Annotated in this window: 11 protein-coding genes; 2 read left to right on the top strand and 9 right to left on the bottom strand. The window is 46.5% G+C overall.

Translation table 11 applies throughout. The annotated features are described in order from the left end of the window. The 7 genes from QUA23_RS19605 to QUA23_RS19575 all read right to left on the bottom strand — a co-directional run. On the bottom strand, positions 1-3,472 hold a 3,472-nt coding region (locus QUA23_RS19605; RefSeq protein ID WP_333110477.1), incomplete at its 3' end, for a chemotaxis protein CheB. A 233-nt stretch (positions 3,473-3,705) separates the two neighbouring features. After that, positions 3,706-5,115 carry an adenylate/guanylate cyclase domain-containing protein gene (locus QUA23_RS19600; RefSeq protein ID WP_333073819.1) on the bottom strand — a complete coding sequence of 470 codons (1,410 nt, stop codon included), beginning with the start codon at positions 5,113-5,115 and terminating at the stop codon, positions 3,706-3,708. 380 nt (positions 5,116-5,495) lie between these two features. Beyond that, entirely contained in the window at positions 5,496-6,587 is a 1,092-nt protein-coding gene (locus QUA23_RS19595; RefSeq protein ID WP_333073817.1) for a 30S ribosomal protein S1, read from the bottom strand. Positions 6,588-7,226: 639 nt separating this feature from the next. Then, complete coding sequence (gene nrdR / locus QUA23_RS19590) at positions 7,227-7,784, bottom strand: transcriptional regulator NrdR (RefSeq protein WP_333073974.1); 558 nt, start codon at positions 7,782-7,784, stop codon at positions 7,227-7,229. 194 nt (positions 7,785-7,978) lie between these two features. Then, on the bottom strand, positions 7,979-8,074 hold the full coding sequence (locus tag QUA23_RS19585) for a photosystem II reaction center protein T (protein ID WP_083622085.1): 96 nt from the start codon (positions 8,072-8,074) through the stop codon (positions 7,979-7,981). 143 nt (positions 8,075-8,217) lie between these two features. Continuing rightward, positions 8,218-9,747: a photosystem II chlorophyll-binding protein CP47 gene (psbB, locus tag QUA23_RS19580; protein WP_333073814.1), complete on the bottom strand. Its 1,530-nt coding sequence runs from the start codon at positions 9,745-9,747 to the stop codon at positions 8,218-8,220. Between the two features lie 198 nt (positions 9,748-9,945). Beyond that, positions 9,946-10,275 carry a hypothetical protein gene (locus QUA23_RS19575; RefSeq protein ID WP_039887994.1) on the bottom strand — a complete coding sequence of 110 codons (330 nt, stop codon included), beginning with the start codon at positions 10,273-10,275 and terminating at the stop codon, positions 9,946-9,948. 215 nt (positions 10,276-10,490) lie between these two features. On the opposite strand from QUA23_RS19575, the gene QUA23_RS19570 reads away from it, so the two are divergent. After that, on the top strand, positions 10,491-10,844 hold the full coding sequence (locus QUA23_RS19570; RefSeq protein WP_333073813.1) for a transcriptional regulator: 354 nt from the start codon (positions 10,491-10,493) through the stop codon (positions 10,842-10,844). Positions 10,845-10,920: 76 nt separating this feature from the next. Next, positions 10,921-12,837, top strand: coding sequence for a tRNA uridine-5-carboxymethylaminomethyl(34) synthesis enzyme MnmG (gene mnmG / locus QUA23_RS19565; protein ID WP_333073811.1), 1,917 nt, complete (start codon positions 10,921-10,923; stop codon positions 12,835-12,837). 688 nt (positions 12,838-13,525) lie between these two features. On the opposite strand, the gene glgP is transcribed toward mnmG, so the two are convergent. Together glgP and QUA23_RS19555 are read right to left on the bottom strand one after the other, a co-directional pair. Then, entirely contained in the window at positions 13,526-16,084 is a 2,559-nt protein-coding gene (gene glgP, locus QUA23_RS19560; protein WP_333073973.1) for an alpha-glucan family phosphorylase, read from the bottom strand. A gap of 381 nt (positions 16,085-16,465) precedes the next feature. Then, entirely contained in the window at positions 16,466-19,813 is a 3,348-nt protein-coding gene (locus QUA23_RS19555) for an EAL domain-containing protein (protein WP_333073809.1), read from the bottom strand. Between the last annotated feature and the right edge of the window lie 67 nt (positions 19,814-19,880).

Below are 19,880 nucleotides of genomic sequence, written 5' to 3'. Positions count from 1 at the left end.
GAGTAAACTTAATGGCATTAGACAGAAGATTCCACACAACTTGCTGCAAGCGAGCAGCATCACCTAAAACAGTCGCACCGCTCAACTGCGAAACAAGTTCAATATTTTTTTCCTCCGCTGATAATTCAACCCCATCCAGCGCAGCTTGCACCACCAAAACCAGATCCATCAAACTGCTATTAAGAGCGAGCTTGCCGCTCGTAATCCTGGCAATATCCAGGATATCTTCGATTAACTGAGATTGCGTCCTAGCGCAGCGCTCGATCACTTTTAGAGCGCGATTAGCCGCTGCTTCCTTAAGCACGCCGGAGCGCAGGACTTGTGCCCATCCCAGGATCGGAGTCAGGGGATTGCGGAGTTCGTGGGAGAGATTCGCGAGAAATTCATCTTTAGCACGGTTAGCACTTTCTGCTTGTTGGCGGGCCAACTGTTCCTGCTCCAATAACTGCCATCGTAGTATCTCCAACTGCTTGCGCTCGGTGATATCCTCGATCGACAACAGAATCATTAAAGCTTGGTCTTCTTGTTGAAGTTTACAAGCATTAAGCAGCATAGTTTTCTGCCCTATCTGCTCAAAAACGTGCTCCCACTCAAAGTTTTGAAGCTGAACATCACTAACCAGAATATCTTCCAATATCCATCGTAATTGGGGGATATTCCACTGCCCGTTTCCTAGCTCAAACAGCGAATATTGCGCTATTTCTGAGGATGAAACCTGAAACGTTTTATAGAAGGCTCGATTTGCTTTATTCACTCGGAAATTAGCATCTAGCGCCACTAAAGGCGTTTGCACAGTTTCCACGATCGCCTCAGCATAATTTCGTGCTGCCTCTAAGGTTTTGGTACTGCGTTTGAGCGCGTCAATATCTATCAAAACCATGACCACACCGTCAATCAGGTTTTCCGTTGTCCGGTAAGGACGAATGCGGAGGTTGTACCAATATCCCGATAAAGTTTGAACTTCTTGTTCTTTCGTCTGGAGAGTATCAATCACCTCCAAAATCATCTGTTCCAAGTCGGGAGCGTTCACGTTCAGAGTCGATCGGATGTCGCTAAAGGGTCGTCCCACATCTGTGGGAATCAGACTAAAAATTTGCGGTGCCGTTGGCGTAAAACGTCGAATCTGTAAATCGTTTGTCAGCATTAAGATAGGGATATTGATACTGGAAAGCAAATTTATCAGATCGTTATTGACCAGGCTTTGTTCAATATTTCGGCTGCGAAGTTCCTCGTTAGTGGTAGTGAGTTCCTCATTAGTGGCTTGAATCTCTTCTTTGGCAGTTTCTAACTCCTCATTGGTGCTTTGCAACTCCTCGTTGCTCGATAGGATTTCTTCGTTCGCAACTTTGAGGTCTTGGTTGAGACTTTCCTGAGCCTGGATAACCGCTTGCAGTTGGGCTTGAGCGGCATTTTTTTCTTGGTTAGCGACTGCAAGTTGCTGCCTCCGCAGCTCAATTTCGCGCACTAAATCAGCTTGCTCGAAGCTTTCAGAAGTGAGGGTACTCAAGTTAAGCAGCGGCGGTAAACCATCTTCAAATACCACCAAAAAGTAGCGTCCTTCGACTGCCTGTGGCCGGAAGGGCATCACCTCAAAATTGACGAGACTCGATCGTCCGCCCGATTCAAGCAATACCCCTTCTTTCCTAATGGTTACGTTCTGCGTTTGTGCCTGATAAATCGCGGTGCGAAGCTCAACCAGCAAGCCTGCCCTTGCCATATTCAGCAAGTTTAAGTCCGGCGTTCCGGCTGCCACTCTCAAGTAAGGATCGATGTCTCCCCGCACTTGCATGATTTTCATCTGCTCGTTGACAACCACACTTGGTGGGGAATAGCGATTCAAAATCAGTTGGTCAGTTGCTCGCTGTAAGTCAAAGCTATTTATCAACTTTTCTTCATTCGCTCCCTGCTGTTGAGCAGCTTTAGCGACGGGATAGGAACTCGGCGTAAACGAAAAAGAGGGAGGACTCGCAGTCAACTTTTTCGCATAAACTTTACACTTTTTATCCACTGAAGTAAACAAGTAGGAAAATTCTCCGGTACTCTCAGAAGTGCCTAACAGGAGAAAGCCCGTTGGGTTAAGACTGTAATGGAAAATCGGCATCACTTTTTTTTGTAATGACTCTCCCAAGTAGATCAGCACATTGCGACAGCTAACTAAATCGAGATTGGAAAAAGGCGGGTCGCTGCCTAAGTCTTGTCGGGCAAATATACAGAGTTCGCGGACTGCCTTGCTGATTCTATAGCTACCTTCCTCTTGGGCAATAAAGAAGCGAGTACGTCGCTCTGGTGAAACATCTACCATCTGGTTTTCTGAGTAGACGCCAGACCTCGCTTTGTCGATCGCCTGTTCGCCAATGTCCGTGGCAAAAATCTGGATCGGTGGCTGGATAGCTCGATCGCCCAAAAACTCTAACAAGCAAATGGCGATCGAATAAACTTCTTCACCTGTGGAACATCCCGCCACCCAAATCCGAATCGGAGTTTCGGCAGATTTATTTTGGGTAATCGTGGGGAAAACCAGCTCTTTTAACTTTTCAAAGGCTTCCGGGTCACGGAAGAAACTGGTAACGTGGATCAAGATTTCTTCATACAAAGCTTTGACTTCAGCCGAATTGTGTCGGAGGTGTTGGGCGTAATCATCCAAGCTATCGAGCTTGTACAGCACCATCCGTCGCTGGATGCGTCGAGCGATCGTCGTGGGTTTGTAGTGGCTGAAATCTACGCCGGTGGTCGATTTTAGCAGCGCAAAAATACTTGCCAGGGCCTCTCCCTCTTCGGGCGATTCCTCAACTTTTCTTAGGTAAAGCGAACCAGTGAGAAGGGGATTGCGACTATAGTTTGCCAATTCCTCGGCAATTTTTTCCGGTGGCAAAACGAAATCGACATTGCCTGTGGCAACAGCGGTAATCGGCATACTATCGAATTTTGCCGTGCCTTGACATTGAGCAAAAGTCATGCCTCCGGCTGCTTTGATGGCGTTGAGCCCGAGTGAACCGTCTCCGTCTCCCCCGGATAATACTACGGCGATTGCTTTGTGTCCGCGATCGACTGCCAATGAGGTAAAAAACGCATCTCCCGGCATATATTTGCCATAAATCTTCTCGCGGGGTGATAGTTTCAGCGCGCCGTTAGATACCACCATCTTGGTGTTGGGCGGAATAACGTAGACTTGATTGGGCTCTACAGCTATGCCGTCTTTTACCTCATTAACAGGCATTTGCGTCGTTCTCGCGAGAATCTCGCTCAGCAGACTTTTGTGATCGGGGGCTAAATGCTGAATCAGCACAAACGCCATACCCGTATCGCTCGGTAAATGGCTCAGTAACTGCGTGAATGCTTCCAACCCTCCTGCTGAGGCGGCAATCCCAACAATGGGAAAGGGGGCATCGGTTTCGGCTAATTGTTCCCCATCGAGGGCGGGTGGTGCGATCGATTCGGGTGTATTTTCTGGAGATAATTGAGGAGAAGTCATGATGTGAAGTCCTCGACTTCAGTTATTGAGCCGCCAACATATCTGGTAAGCGTGCGGCTGATTAATTCAGACTATTTTTATCAGAGCTTAGGTTGCCATTATAACGGCAGTCGCTTCAGGATGAGCTAAACTTTTGCAGCCATGCTTTGAGGGCGATCGAAGAACTCTATCTGCTGTCGGGACGATCGCAACGAGAGGCTGGCAATAACTAAGTAGTATATCTGCTTACCTGCTTAGCTTCTTTCGGCAACCAGTTTAGCAGAAAGTGCGATTACTGATTCCGTATTAATTCTAGCAGTATAGGTGACTTGTGCCCCTTGTATGCCCTTTAAATCTTCAACTCGTTTGTGAATTTCGGACACTCCAGCAGCTTTTAATGCTGTCAAAAATGCTTGGTCGCTGTAAACATCTTCGGAAAACGAAACTTCGTCACTTTTAGAAAGATTTTGAATCCTGGCAGCTTTGTTGACTGTGGAACCAAAATAGTCGATCGAATTATTAAGATTTACGAGCAAAGCCGTACCTCGATGAATACCAATTCTGACTTGAATCCACTCTGTTTGTTGCCGAGTTGAATTGTATTCTCTGAAACGGGCCACAGCACCGACGGCCGCCATAATTGCTTGTTCGTTGCTGATAAATGAAGCCATGACGGCATCGCCGATGGTTTTAATGACTTTACCGCCAAAATTCTCGATCGACTCAAAGAAAATTTCAAAATGGTCGCGCACAATATTGTAAGCTTTAGTATCTCCCAGTGTTTCGTACATTCTGGTAGAACCAGTAATATCAGTAAACATAATAGTAATCGCCCGAATCTTTACTCGCTCTCTTTCCGATATTACTTGATCGCCGAACAAACGCTTATAATCCGGGTGATGAAGCAGTTGCATTCCTGACAGCCGCAGGGGCAGTTGTTCTACTGTCAATTCATCGGGCAATTCATCTGAATGCAAAATCAACCCGGACAAATTGTGCTCGGTATTAGTTAGTTCAATCTTAACTTTTCCCGGACGCACGGCGAGCTCTTTTTTGTCAAAATCTGGCCCGGCTAACTGCTGGAGTTTAATTTCTTGTATTTCTTCTGTTTCTTCGCCTTCAACCTTTAAAATCCCTTTAGCTAAAGTCAGGGGACAGCAGTAACGGTATCTACCTTCTTCTAAGGTGACAGTCTCGGATTCGGTGCAGTATAAAGGCGTTACCAGTTGCAGTTTGCTCTGGAGTACGGGAGGGGGAGCGCAGACGGGCCGCAGTTGCGGGTCTTCGATTTCTTTGTTTAGGGAAAAAGTAACTTCGACGCGATCGAGCAAATCAATTTTAAACTCGCGCTCGCACATCGGGCACAAAGACATTTCTGATGTGTCTGCCAAGTCTTTAAATTCTTCTGTAATCATGTTGCAGTGGGGACAGTGAATATCCCAGTGCAAGTCGAAGGCGCCCGATTTTACTCCGTGCAGAAATTCCGAAGTAATTCTTTTAATATTCTTGACTGTATCCCCTGCGACGTAGTAAGGGTTAATCCGCAATCTCTGCAAAATGTGGGAACCGATTAACCATTTTTCGATTTGGTCGATCGTTCCTTTGCTACAATTGGGACGTTTTTTTAGCTGTTCTAATTTTTCTTTTAATAGTTCGATGTTCATTATCGGCTTGCCTCAGAGCATCAGGGCAAGAAATTTATAAGCATTTTGTTGTATAGTTTGCTTCTCTGCTTTGTTCTTGCCTCAGCATTTTGATGGTTTTCACCTGTGCGAATGTCCCTGATGTTTATAAATCTTAACAAATTAGCAGCCTGAAAGCCATGTTTATTTAGGCAGAGCTATCTGCAACTTGTATTAATTCAAAGAGCTCTCACTGCATCGCTCTACAGAAATATATTAAATCTCGGTAATTAAGAATTGGGAATTGGGAATTGGGAATTGGGAATTGTCAACTACCCAGCAGCGACTAATGACTAATAATTAATGACTAACTAAAAAAAAAAGAGGGAATTTTCCCTCTTTTAATCACACTAAGTGCGATGTTATTCTTCCGTCGCAGGAGGGATTTCTTCCTCTACATCTAATACTGCTTCGGGTGCTGCTTCGGGTGCTGCTTCGGGTGCTACTTCCGGCAGATCCTCTTCCATTGCTGAGGGCACATCTTCGAGTTCGTCGGAGAGGTCATCATCAGCATCGATGGAGTCTACAGGAATGTCTATGCCTGCTTTAGCTTGCTTTTGAGCCAGCATTTTCTCGCGGAACTTAGCTGCCATTTCCTCAGCTTTTTCGTACACCAATTCGCGATTTTTGACCATCGCGCCCGGTTCCGGTTCCAACTGCTTGGTGGAGAGAGAAATCCGGCCCCTCTCGGCATCCAAGTCAATGATCATCACTTTCACTTCGTCGTTGACATTGAAGACGCTATGAGGCGTATCGATGTGATCGTGTGAAATTTCCGAGATGTGCAGCAAGCCGCTGACGCCGCCGATGTCGATAAAGGCACCGTAAGGCTTGATACCGCGTACTGTACCGATGACGACTTCCCCGACTTCGAGGCGGTTCATCTTGCGCTCAACTAAGGCGCGACGATGACTCAACACTAGGCGGTTGCGGTCTTCATCTACCTCTAAGAATTTTAATGGTAATTCTTCGGCGACTAATTCTTCCTTCGGTTTGCGGGTACTTATATGAGAACCGGGAATAAAGCCTCGCAAGCCTTCTATTCTCACGAGTGCGCCGCCCCGGTTGGTGGCAAATACTTGCGATCGTACTGTGGCATCTTCTGCTTGCAGTTGTCGCACTCTTTCCCACGCCCGCATATACTCGATGCGCCGGATGGACAGGGTTAATTGTCCGTCTTCATTTTCATCGGTTAGAATGAAAAATTCTCTGGTTTCGTTTGATTGCAATACCTCTTCAGGGCTTTCGACTCGATTGATCGACATTTCCTGAATGGGAATGTACGCTGCTGTTTTAGCACCGATATCAATCAGAGCGCCCCTGGGTTCTATACTAAAAACTGTACCCGCTACTACATCGCCCGGGCTAAAGTGATAGTCATATTTATCAAGTAGGGCTGCAAAATCTTCGTGAGTAAAGCCGATGTCTTTGACTGTGGTTTTGAGATTGACCATGCGAATAGTTTCCTAGGATTTCTCTCCTTCATGTTTTTCGTTTGTGCCGGCAGATATTAGAGATTTTGGTGAAAAAGCGATTAACTTTTTTCAAAATCTTTTACTAAAGTCAGTTTTCGCTAACTTTTGCCAGGTGCAACTGCACACCAGCGCTTGCCATTACTGTTACTCCATACTCTGTGTTAAAACGTTGAATCTTAACATTCCGAGTCAAGTAGACTATTTTGACACTCTCAGGTATAAATAAACTGAGATTCTTCATTCAACGAGCCGACTTGCTGGCGACAGGATGACTCCAGTCTAAGTAGAGGTCGGTTTCTCCAGAAGCGTAAATTTCGGTATGCCCTACCGTATTTAATTAGTCACCGATCTTTAGTTAGGTTTTGTTCAAATGCGAGCTTTCCTAAACTGCAGCACCGTTAGGTGTGACTACGCACTCAACTAATCCAGTTAAGTTTTTACGTTGTCTAGTTATACTCTATTTTAGACCGATGACGATCATATCACACCCAGCACTCTTACTGAGAAAAAAGAACACTCGCTCGAAGGAGAGTCCCTTGAGTCGCTATTCCTCCCGGCCTTCCTCGCGACACGGTTTTCAATCTCCCAGAATATTTCTATAAATTAATTTAAGCTAGCTTAGCTGGGACTAGCGCAGGATGCTGGGCTTTCTCGATCGACTGCTTCCAAATCCGGCAAATCTGCGTCAAAATTTGTCCCAGTTGCTGTATCTTCAGCTTCGTTGAGGGGATTCTGAAGGTGATTTAGGGTATCTACAAAATCTCGGATGCCTCGAAATTGCCGATATACCGAGGCAAAACGGACATAAGCGACTTCGCTGAGCGGCCGCAGGTGCAACAGCACCAGTTCCCCTATTTCTGAACTGGCGATTTCTCGCAGCGATCGACCTTGGAGTTGGGCCTCGATTTCTTCGGCTAGGGTTTCGAGATGCCCGGAAGACAAACCTGTTTTTTCGCAGGCCCGAATCAATCCCCTGACTAATTTTGACCTGTCAAAAGATTCGCGCTTGCCGTCCCGCTTGATCACCGTAATCGGCACAAATTCTATGCGTTCGTAAGTTGTGAAGCGGTGCTGGCAGCTCAAACACTCACGCCGCCGACGGATGCTTTGACCTGATTCGGCTGAACGCGATTCTAGAACGCGGCTATTTGTGTGTTGGCAGGAGGAACAGCGCATGATTGCTGATTTTAACAGGCATTGCCAGCAAATTGCCATTCATCTAACCGCCTGGGGTCTGATGAATGGCTGGACTAGAAAAATCACTTAGCACACAGCGGTGAAATAGTCCCGCACCAAATTAGATCACTATGATGCGGGCTAACCTCAGTCCGGTTCAAGATATTTTGGACTTGCTGGAGGCGTATAGCTAATTATTTGCCAATCCGGGGAGGTTCCCGAAAGGCGATCGCAAAAAATAGTACACCTAAGGCTAAAGCCAGAATCAAAATGTAAGCAACGCTTTCCATGTTAAATTTTCCCTATCTTCCCTTGCCGTATTATTTTATCTTAATTGTTGGTTTTATTATTAACTAAAAAAACCCGGTTTCTTCAAGAAACCGGGTTTTTGTGTAGCGGGGAAGTTTCCCCCCTACCCAGAGGCTGGCGAAATTTAGAGAGGTTCTTCTCTTCTGGTGGTCACGTCGCCCAGTTTTTGGAACAAGCCCCACTCGACTTGTTCTTCCATGTCAGCCTCAACTCCAGCAAACACGTCGCGGAAAATAGTCCGAGAACCGTGCCAGATATGGCCGAAGAAGAACAGCAAAGCAAAGCAAACGTGTCCGAAAGTGAACCAACCGCGAGTCGAAGTGCGGAAAACGCCGTCAGAATTCAAGGTTTCGCGATCGAATTCAAACACTTCACCTTTTTGAGCAGCGCGAGCAAACTGCTTAACATCTAGAGGATTATTAAAGGTTTGACCGTTAAGTTCGCCACCGTAGAAGCTGACGGTAACTCCGCTTTGTTCAAAGCTGTATTTTGATTCAGCACGGCGGAAGGGGATGTCAGCGCGAACGACCCCATCTTTGTCCGTCAAAATTACTGGGAAAGTTTCAAAGAAGTTGGGGAGGCGGCGAACCGACAATACCCGACCTTCGCTGTCAGTAAATACTGGATGACCCAGCCAAGATTTAGCAATACCGTCGCCATTGACCATCGCGCCGGCCCGGAACAAACCGCCTTTAGCAGGAGAGTTGCCCACGTAGTCGTAGAAAGCCAATTTTTCGGGAATTTGTTCGTAAGCTTCTTGGAAGCTAGCGCCACCGGCCAAGCTAGCTTGAGCTCTGCGATCGATTTCTTGTTGGAAATAGCCGCTGTCCCACTGATAGCGAGTCGGGCCAAAAAGTTCGATCGGAGTTGCAGCAGAACCGTACCACATCGTACCTGCAACCACAAAGGCTGCAAAGAACACGGCAGCGATACTGCTAGAAAGTACAGTTTCGATATTCCCCATCCGCAGGGCTTTGTAAAGACGTTCCGGCGGCCGCACTGTCAAGTGGAACAAACCGGCAATTACGCCGACTACGCCCGCTGCAATGTGGTGAGCCACGATGCCACCCGGATTGAAGGGATCGAAGCCTTCAGGGCCCCAAGAAGGCGCCACTGGCTGGACGTGACCGGTCAGGCCGTAGGGGTCGGACACCCACATTCCCGGACCAAAAAGTCCCGAAAGGTGAAATGCGCCGAAGCCGAAGCAGAGCAAGCCGGAGAGGAACAGGTGAATGCCAAACATTTTTGGCAAGTCGAGGGCTGGTTCACCGGTGCGAGGGTCTCTGAAAAGTTCTAAGTCCCAAAATACCCAGTGCCAAACTGCTGCTAAGAACAGCAGGCCCGATAGAACGATGTGAGCGACAGCGACGCCTTCAAAGGACCAGAAGCCCGGATCGACGTTACCTTCGCCGGTGATGCTCCAACCGCCCCAAGAGCCCGTAACTCCCAAGCGAGTCATGAAGGGCAACACGAACATCCCTTGACGCCACATTGGATTCAGAACTGGGTCTGTGGGATCAAAAACTGCTAGTTCATAAAGGGCCATTGAGCCGGCCCAACCTGCCACGAGGGCAGTGTGCATTAAGTGTACAGAAATCAATCGGCCTGGGTCATTTAAGACGACTGTGTGTACGCGATACCAGGGTAGTCCCATTGACTGCGGTTCTCCAAGGTGTAAGTGATGATGTCTATTTTTACGGAAAAATCAGATTCTGAATCCCCAGCAGTTACCTGCAGGGTTTAAACTCTGCCTTTTGCCGACTGCCATCTACCTTCAAAGGTGGAGGCATAAAAATGAAAGTTATTTAAAGAAGTGTATCGAGTGTTAGAACCGATTGCAATATGTTGAGCATTACATTAGTTGCGGGTTGCCCATTTCGCAGCGGGCGGCGATCGTCCCGAGGCGTTCGAGGACTTGCTCGGCATCGATCAGTCTGGTGAGGGTGACGTTGCCGATATTTTTGGCAGGATCGGCGGGATCTGGACGGACTGCTGGTTGGACTTCTACCATGAGTACGGCGTCTTCTACGCGGTAGAGCCACATTTTTTCGTTGCGATCGGAAAGACAGAGGTTGAGCTGTTGGATGTCCGGCGCCCGCCTCCAGGCGGCGTGACTCCACTCGCCACCTACCCCCCAGACGCGCCCTACTTTCCAGCCGTCAGATAAGAAGAAGTATTTCACTTGTGTACGCTTGTTGAGATTTTTTTGTCTAACATAGCGCAAAACTGCAATTGTACGGAATGATTGAACTGCGAAGACGCGAAGGGTGCAGATAAATATTGTTATTCGATCGACTATTGCCTATAATATGCTATGTAAGGCATACTTTACTCAAATTAAGATAGCAGATAGTAGATTTACCGGTCATTTGAATAAATTAATGGGGCCAGAAACAGATGACAATTAGCCTGAAGACTATTATGGAGAATTTGCCTCCCGAACAACGAGCAATAGTCGAAAAGCGATCGGTTGAATTAATGGCTGAAGAAATGACATTGCAAGACTTACGAAAAGCAAGGAAATTTACTCAGATTCGCATGGCAGAATTATTAAATATGCGTCAAGAAAATGTCTCGCGCCTCGAACGCCGTGCGGATTTGTTGGTATCTACTTTGCAAAGTTATATCGCGGCAATGGGTGGGGAGTTGTCATTTGTCGTAGAATTCAAAGATCGACCCCCCGTAAAAATTACTGGATTAACATCGATGTTTGAAGAAAACAGCTACACTAAGGGAGAGGAAGAGTTTTAATTAAGGAAACTAAAACCTAATTTTGCCAGATCTGTATTATTCAATCTAAAATCTAAAATCTAAAATCTAAAATCGAATGACCGCACAAACACCAGTACAATTCCAAGACAGTTTCGACATCATCGTAGTAGGTGGCGGACACTCCGGCTGCGAAGCCGCCCTCGCCACTTCTCGCCTCGGCTGTCGCACCCTTCTCCTCACCCTCAACCTCGACAAAATTGCGTGGCAACCTTGCAATCCCGCTGTCGGCGGCCCGGCTAAAACCCAACTTACTAACGAAGTTGATGCGTTAGGCGGGGAAATTGGCAAAATGGCCGATCGCACCTACTTACAAAAGCGCGTCCTCAACGCTTCGAGAGGCCCCGCAGTGTGGGCCCTGCGAGCACAAACTGACAAGCGGGAATACGCCGCTGTAATGAATAATATTGTCGAAAATCAAGAAAATTTAACCATCAGGGAAGCGATGGTAACAGACTTAGTTTTGGGCAAAAACGAAGAAGTTATCGGAGTTGAAACATACTTTGGCGTCGCCTTTGAATGCAAAGCAGTAATTCTGACCACAGGTACTTTTTTAGGTGGCACAATTTGGGTGGGCAATAAGTCCATGCCCGCCGGACGTGCGGGAGAATTTGCCGCCGTTGGCTTGACGGAAACTCTCAATCGTTTAGGCTTTGAAACTGGTCGGTTAAAAACAGGAACTCCGGCAAGAGTTGACAAGCGTACTCTGGATTATACCAACCTGGAACCGCAGCCGGGAGATACAGAGGTTCGCTGGTTTAGTTTCGATCCAGAAGTTTGGATTGAACGGGAACAAATGCCTTGTTATTTAACGAGAACTACGCCAGCAACTCACCAGTTAATTAGAGACAATTTGCACCTTTCTCCAGTCTACGGCGGCTGGGTTGATGCGAAGGGGCCGCGCTATTGTCCGAGTATTGAAGATAAGATTGTACGGTTTGCGGATAAGGACAGTCACCAGATTTTTATTGAACCGGAAGGTAGAGATATTCCTGAACTTTATATCCAAGGATTTTCTACTGGTTTACCAGAAAATTTGCAATTGCAAATGCTGCGGACTCTTCCGGGTTTGGAAAAGTGCGAGATGATGCGCCCTGCTTATGCTGTGGAGTATGATTATTTGCCGGCTACTCAGTGCTTTCCAACGCTGATGACTAAGAAGATCGAAGGGCTGTTTTGCGCGGGTCAGGTGAACGGTACAACTGGATATGAGGAGGCCGCTGCACAGGGGATTGTGGCGGGGATTAATGCAGCCAGGTTTGCGAAAAATCAGGAGATGATTGTGTTTCCTCGCGAGCAAAGTTATATCGGCACTTTGATTGACGATTTGTGTACGAAGGATTTGCGGGAACCTTACCGGATGTTGACTTCGCGATCGGAATATCGGCTATTATTGCGATCGGACAATGCTGACCAACGCTTGACGCCGCTGGGACGGGAAATTGGTTTGATTGACGATCGCCGCTGGCAGTTATTCGATCGCAAACAAGCTAATATTGTGGCAGAGAAGGAACGCTTGTACTCGACGCGGGTGAAAGAGCACGAGGAAGTTGGCAAGGCAATTTTTGCTGACACTCAACAAGCAATTAAAGGTTCAATTACTCTTGCTGATTTGTTGCGTCGTCCTGGTTTTCATTATGTGGACTTGGAACGCTACAATTTAGGCAATTCTAGTCTGAAATTGGCTGAGAAAGATGGTGCAGAAATTGACATCAAATATTCCGGCTATTTGCAAAGACAGCAAAATCAAATCGATGACATTGCCAAACACGAACGCCGACAATTGCCGGCAGATTTGGATTACATGGCAATTACAACTCTCTCCAAAGAATCGCGGGAAAAGTTGGCTAAGGTGAAACCGCTGACGATTGGCCAAGCGGCGAGAATTGGCGGGGTAAATCCGGCTGATGTTAATGCTTTGTTGATTTTTCTGGAAGTGCGAAACCGTCAGCAGCCAGCGGGTGTTGGTAAATAACGTAAACTAGAGGTGTCTCAAGGCTCCCTTCAATTTTAGGAAATCGCAGTATGAAAAAGTGTGACTATTGTGGAACCACTATTTTGTTCGGCGGATTTCATATTGATGGATATAGATTCTGGGCTTGGCTGATTCACGGTATGAATCAACTTTTATCGGAAGTTACAAAACTCACCCGACTGGGCTTATAAAAATTCCGAAATCTTGAATTTATACCTGGTATTCAGCAACGCCACAAAAAAGGAGAACTGGCAGAATGTCAACTCTAATTGATGAAATTATGCCAGTATATTGTAGATATTGATCAATCCTCGAACCAACTCTGGATTTCGCAAACATCCTGCATAAGAATCAGGGTTCATCAGCGTTCATCCGTGTTTCAAACATCCCCGAAATCCCACCACTTTTGCCCCCCTCCAAGCCTTAGAAGACCACCGAGATGCCTTGCTGTACGCTTATATACTCGCTCACCGGTACTAGGAAATAGAGGGGAATGTGGTATTGGGCGCTCATTGCACAATCGGCTAAATAGTCATTCCCCAACTTCGATAAAAAGAGTAGGAGAGTGGGAGAGTGGGAGAGGGGGAGAATAGGTAAAATCTTCCTGATTCCTGATTCCCTCTTCCTTCCATCCGTTACATCCGTTACATCCGTTACATCCGTTACAGAATCCGTTGCCGAACTTCCTTTAATGTGCCCAGAGAATCACGCCAGCTTCATAAGGACTGCTGAGATTATCGTGCTTCGGCAAAACCCGCAACGACAAACCTTGCAAACCACTAGAAGTATAAGTAATGTCAGCCGTATAAAGGCTAGCATTGTTAGCATCTTCTCCCAAATACTCCATCACCACCGGCACGCCGCCGACAATATCTCCGTTAGCATCAACCGAACCTTGATAAAGTTCGACTTGCACGTCCGCAGGCGTCAATCCCATCAGATTAATCCGAGATTTAACCGAGATCGATTGATTGACCTTAACTTCCTTATCCTGGGAAATATCAACAGCCTCAATCTTAATATCCTTCCACTTCGCGAGAACGTGCTTCTTCCAGTGAGACAATTCCTTGGCCGGAGTACAATGATCCGAAGTCATCGTGAAGAATCGATCGCTCACCGGGAAATAAGCCCGCCGCGCGTAATCCTTCACCATCCGAGCAGTATTGAAGAAAGGACAGTTCAAGCGAATCGAATCCTTCATTTTCGCCGTCCAACCGCGGGGAATTCCATCAGCATCCCGGTTGTAAAATAGGGGTACAACTTCTTTTTCCATCAAGTCATACAAAGCATTAGCCTCGACTTCATCCTGATACTTAGTATCTTCGTAAAATTCCCCATGTCCGATCGGCCAACCGGTACGAACATAATCAGCCTCATCCCACCATCCGTCGAGGATGCTGAGATTCGGTAAACCATTCATCGAAGCTTTCATCCCGGAAGTACCCGAAGCCTCACGCGGGCGGCGCGGCGTATTCAGCCACACATCGCAGCCAGAAACCATCATCCGAGCAACGTTAATGTCGTAGTTCGGTAAAAACACCATCGAGCTCATCGTCTCGTGCTCGCGGATGAAGTGAACGATATCTCGAATCAATTCCTTACCCGGAATATCCATCGGGTGAGCCTTCCCAGCAATCACAAACTGCACCGGGCGATTTTGATCCCGCATGATCCGCATGATTCGATCGACATCGCGCAAAAACAGCGTCGCCCGCTTGTAAGTAGCAAAGCGGCGGGCAAACCCGATCGTCAGCACCTTCGGATTGAGTGCCTCGCGCGCGTGTTCGATTTCCGTTTGGGCCGCACCGCGCTCGCGCAAAGTCTTTTCCAGCCACTCCCGCGCGAACACCACCAACTCCGATCGACAGCGTTCGTGATTGCGCCATAGTTCCTCATCAGGAATCGACGACATTCTGTCCCAGAGACGATCGTCCTTGCGAGTCATTTCCCAATCTGGGCCCAGGTAGCGATCGTATAACTCCTGAGTAGACTTCGCCACACAACTGCGAGCGTGAACCCCGTTGGTAATCGAAGTAATTGGCACTTCTTCCTGCGGCAAACCCGGCCACAAACCCTGAAACATCGGGCGCGACACCACACCGTGCAAAGCCGCCACCCCGTTGACAAAACTCGACATTTTAATTGCCAAAATTGCCATATTCAGAGGTGCGGACAAATCGCCAGTATTCTCGCGGCCCAATCCTAAAAACTCATCTTGCGACAAGCCAAACATCTTGGGATACTGACCGAGATAGTGCATCACCATATCCGGCTCGAACAAGTCAAACCCAGCAGGTACAGGCGTGTGAGTCGTAAACATACTGCTCGAAACCACCACCTGTTCCGCTTCTACGAAACTCAGGTGATATTCCTCCATCAGCATCCGAATGCGTTCCAAAGCCATGAAAGCCGCGTGGCCTTCATTCATGTGATAAGCCGTAACTGTCAGCCCCAATGCCTTGAGCATTTTCACGCCGCCGATGCCCAGCATGATTTCTTGGTGCATCCGCAGAGTTTTATCGCCGCCGTACAGTTGGTCGGTAATATCTTGGTCGTAGCGGCTGTTAGGTTCAATATTTGTATCCATTAGGTACAAAGGAACCGTTCCCACTTGTACCCGCCAAATCCGGGCATACACCTTGCGGCCGGGATAGTCCACCTCAATCCGCAATTCCGAACCGTCGGGATTGCGTTCTGGGTGCAGCGGCATATTGTAGAAATCGTTGAGCGGATAGCGTTCTTGCTGCCAGCCGTCGGCGTTGAGATACTGCGAAAAATAACCTTCTTGGTATAGCAAGCCGACACCGACTAAGGGCAAGCCCAAATCGCTAGCTGATTTGAGGTGGTCGCCTGCGAGTACGCCCAAACCGCCCGAATAGATTGGTAGGGCTTTAACTAAGCCGAATTCCATCGAAAAGTAAGCGTAGCATTCTTGCTGCTCGGTGCCGCGCTGTTTGCGGTACCAGGCGCGATTTTTGAGATAATCATCTAACTGCTGGGCTGCTCGGTTCATTTGGGCAATGAAGCCTTCGTCTTCGGCCATTTCTTGCAGTCGCTCTTGAGATATGGTTCCGAGCATCAGCACCGGGTTTTGGTTGCTGGAGTCCCACAGGTCTCGATCGAGGCGGCGGAAGAGGTCTTTGGTATCGACGTTCCAATCCCAGTGCAAGTTGTAGGCAAGCTTGCGTAGGGGTTCGAGAATTGTCGGTAGCGAAGGGGAAACGTTAAATGTGCGAATTGGCTGCATAGACAAAGCCTTTATGTTGGGGTAGCGATATTTTCCTCTGTCTTTAGGTACAAGTCCGTTATTCTGCACACTATTTTAAGTTTTAACAAGGGCGGGCGATCGCGATCGACCATCATTAAGCACACGACGCCGTGCCGTGTCCCTAACCAAGCTAAGCTTTTAACTGCGGTGGCGGGAGCGAGGACTTGATGCCTCGGAGCTGAAAATCCCTCAAGTTAAGAGCGCTGTGCCACTTTTTGGCCAAGCATCTTAACGAATTGCCGGATAACTTAGGCTCGCTGCAGCGCTCTAGCAGTGATGATGTTGGGGGTGCAGCGCAGGAAAATAAGTCGGGAGACTAAGATTCGCGGTCAAGAACCATAACTAATAACTAATGACTAATTAAGCAATTTGCACTTTCCTCAACATAGAATTTACCAAAAGTTTGCTAGCCTCACCAGCCGAGAGGGCAGGGCTGAAATAATAACCCTGAATTTCTTGACAGTGGAGTTCGCGCAAACACTCCAACTGCTCTTTAGTTTCTACTCCTTCGGCTACCACGCTCAAGTTCAAATCTCGCCCTAGCGTCGCTATAGCCTTGGCGATCGCCCGTTCGCAGGGATCGGTCGTCAATCCGCTGACAAAGGATTTATCTATTTTTAAGATATTCAAGGGAAACTTTTTGAGATAATTTAGAGAACAATAACCCGTGCCGAAATCGTCCAGCGCAATTTGCACTCCCATATTCTGCAACTCCCTGAGAACTTTTGTGGTATAATCCACATCTTGCATAGCTGTAGTCTCGGTAATTTCTAACTCTAAATACTTGGGTGCTAAACCGCTTTTTTCTAAGCAATTCGCTACCATTTCTAATAAATTAAATTGCTGGAACTGCCGAGCCGAAACGTTGACTGCTACCCGCAAATCTGGCTGCAAAGCATCCTGCCAAGCTTTATTTTGAGTGCAGGCTGTTTGCAGCACCCATTCCCCAATAGCTACAATTAATCCGTTATCTTCGGCGATCGGAATAAATGTAGCGGGAGTAACTAAACCTAATTGTGGATGTTGCCAGCGCAGCAGGGCTTCCATGCCCTGAATTTCCCAAGTAGTGATGTTGACTTTTGGCTGGTAGAAAACCTCAAATTCTCCCTGTTCTAAAGCCTCGTGCAGCCTGTGTTCTATAGTTAGTAACTGGCTGCCTTGGGGATTAATTGTTGAAGTATATAACTGATAGTTATTTCTTCCCATTTCTTTAGCGTGGTACAAGGCAGCATCGGCATTTTTGACTAAAGTTTCGGCATCTTCACCATCATCTGGATAAAGAGCAATGCCGATGCTGCTGCTAACATGAAACGGTTGTCCTTCTAGTTTAAATGCTGGCTTTAAATTGTTGAGTATTCTTTGAGCTGTTTTAACTGCATCTTCTAAGCAATTGATATCGGGAAGTAGTATGGTAAATTCGTCGCCTCCCCAGCGGGCAACCGTGTCAGTCGATCGCAAAGTGTCGCTGATGCGTCCGGCAAAACCTTCTAAAAGGCGATCGCCCGCAGCGTGACCTAGTGTATCATTAATTTTTTTGAACCTGTCCAAGTCTAAAAACATCACAGCTAACATTTTTTTGGTTTGTTTAGCTTGTTTTAAGGACGCCAGCAGCCGCTCGTTAAAAAGTATCCGGTTCGGTAAACCGGTGAGTTGGTCATAAACAGCTTGATAGCGAATAATTTCTTCAGCTTGCTTGCGCTGAGTAATGTCCATCATCGTACCGATCGCCCTTACTGCTTTGCCACTTTCATTACGGATGATATAGCCGCGATCGAGCACAAAAACATATCCCCCGTCTGCACGGTGAAAGCTGTATTCTTCCGACCAACATTGAGCGTCTGAGTTCATTGTTTTGTTGAAGCTTAACATCACTCGTTCCCGTTCTTCGGGATGAATATTTAGCCACCAAGATTCTAATTCTATCGTCTGAGTTTCATTAAGCTTGTATCCAAAAACTTTTTCAAATTCTTCGCTTAACCAATACTCATTTTTTAACAAATCAAAATCCCATACGGCATCATTTGTCGCCCGCGTCAGCAGGTGAAAGCGTTCTTCGCTTTTGCGCAATTTTTCTTCGGATTGCACCCGTTCCGTTACATCCCGAAAACTGAATACTCGACCAGTAATTTTGCCTCCCGTGCGCTGGGGCAACGAGTAGCGCTCGAATATCCTGCCATCTGTCAACTCGATGAGATCGTAACTTTCTTCTGTGGGACACTCGGACAATTCTTTAGCACGGTTGAGAAATATTTCCGGGTATTTTAACTGGTTGATTCCAAACCCCAAAATTTGGTTGTTATCTCTCGAATCCAGCAGGAAATCCGGCAACTTCCACATTTCGGCAAACTTGCGGTTAAAGGTGATAACTTTTCCTCCACTATCAACCGCCAGAATGGCGTCAGCAGTAGATTCAATGGTTGCTTGAAGCAACGAAAGAGATGTTTCTAGTTGTGAATCTGCTAATTTGCGATCGCTGATATCAAATGCTGTGATTAATATTGAGGCTTTTTTTTCAAATTTGATAATATCTACAGTTGCTTCAATCCAGCGCAACTTTCCGGTTTTCGTGACTATTATTAATTCATATTTAGAGCCTGCTGTTGAGCGCGCGTGGCGGGATTTACCCCAGTTTTTAACTATTTCTATAAAATCTTGATGAATTAAGTCGTATAAATCCAATGCTAGCAATTCTTCGCGAGTATATCCTGTCAGAGCTTCTGTCTGAGCATTGACATAGCGGAACTGTCTGCGGTGATAGATAAACGCAACAGCATTAACAGTTTCTATCAGTTGGCGAAACTTTTTTTCACTGCGTCGCAAATTTCTTTCAGCCCGCTTGCTATCGGTAATATCTTGTGCTATGTATAACTTGCCGCTGACCTTGCCTTGACCGTCGCGAATAATTAAAATAGAAAGCTGTACAATTATTTTTTTTCGGTGTTTAGAAAGGTAGACTTTTTCGACGTTGCGGACAGAACTTTCGACTGTTAAACTTGCTAACTCTAACTCGGGTGGCGGTGATTCAGTTTTCTTAAAAAGTCCAGCTATTGGTTTGCCTAACAGCTCTTTTTTAGAGTATCCCAGAAGTTGACAGGTAGCTTGGTTTAACGACAGGATATGGCCGCCCGGGGTGGTCGCAATTATCGAGACGTTCATTTTCTCGCAAATATTGAGAGCATATTCGGCAGCTTGCTGCAAATCTTGGGTCATTTGGGCAATAGTATGCCAGATATCCAGCTCTTTTTTTGGATACAACACTTTTTCTCCTTTTGGTAGCTTGTCATTATCTGTTTCAGACTTCGTTTTAATTAACCTCATAGTCTTGGATAATATATTTACTGTTTTACCCCTAATCAATAATGAGATTAATAAAAAAATTAAAACCAGATAATTACCGATTATTTTTAAGCTAAAGTTAGGTTCTTTGATCTGACTTTCCTGAGATTGTATATAATTGTAAGTCGGTAATTGTACTGGCTCAATTGGGGATAATTTATCCAAAAATAATGTGGCGTTTGCAGAAGTAAGGGGGCGAGATGCCGATCGCAAATAGCTATATTTCTGAGACCGAATCAAAATCCCTGCTACAGGGAGAGTGCCATGCCCATCTCCTAGACTTGTCGGTAATATTTTTGGATTTATGCCACATTCCACACCAAAAATAGCAACCGCGAAATATCCCAGCATTAATTGAAAAATTATTTTCATTGGCTCTATTTCCTAATTATAAATATTTTTTTAGCAATCATAATGTCAAAAAGTTTAGCAGAAGTTT

This window comes from Microcoleus sp. Pol1C5 (genome assembly GCF_036701115.1).
Lineage (GTDB): Bacteria > Cyanobacteriota > Cyanobacteriia > Cyanobacteriales > Microcoleaceae > Microcoleus.
The sequence above is the reverse complement of the archived record's forward strand: the minus strand, read 5'-3'. Positions and strand labels throughout refer to the sequence as shown.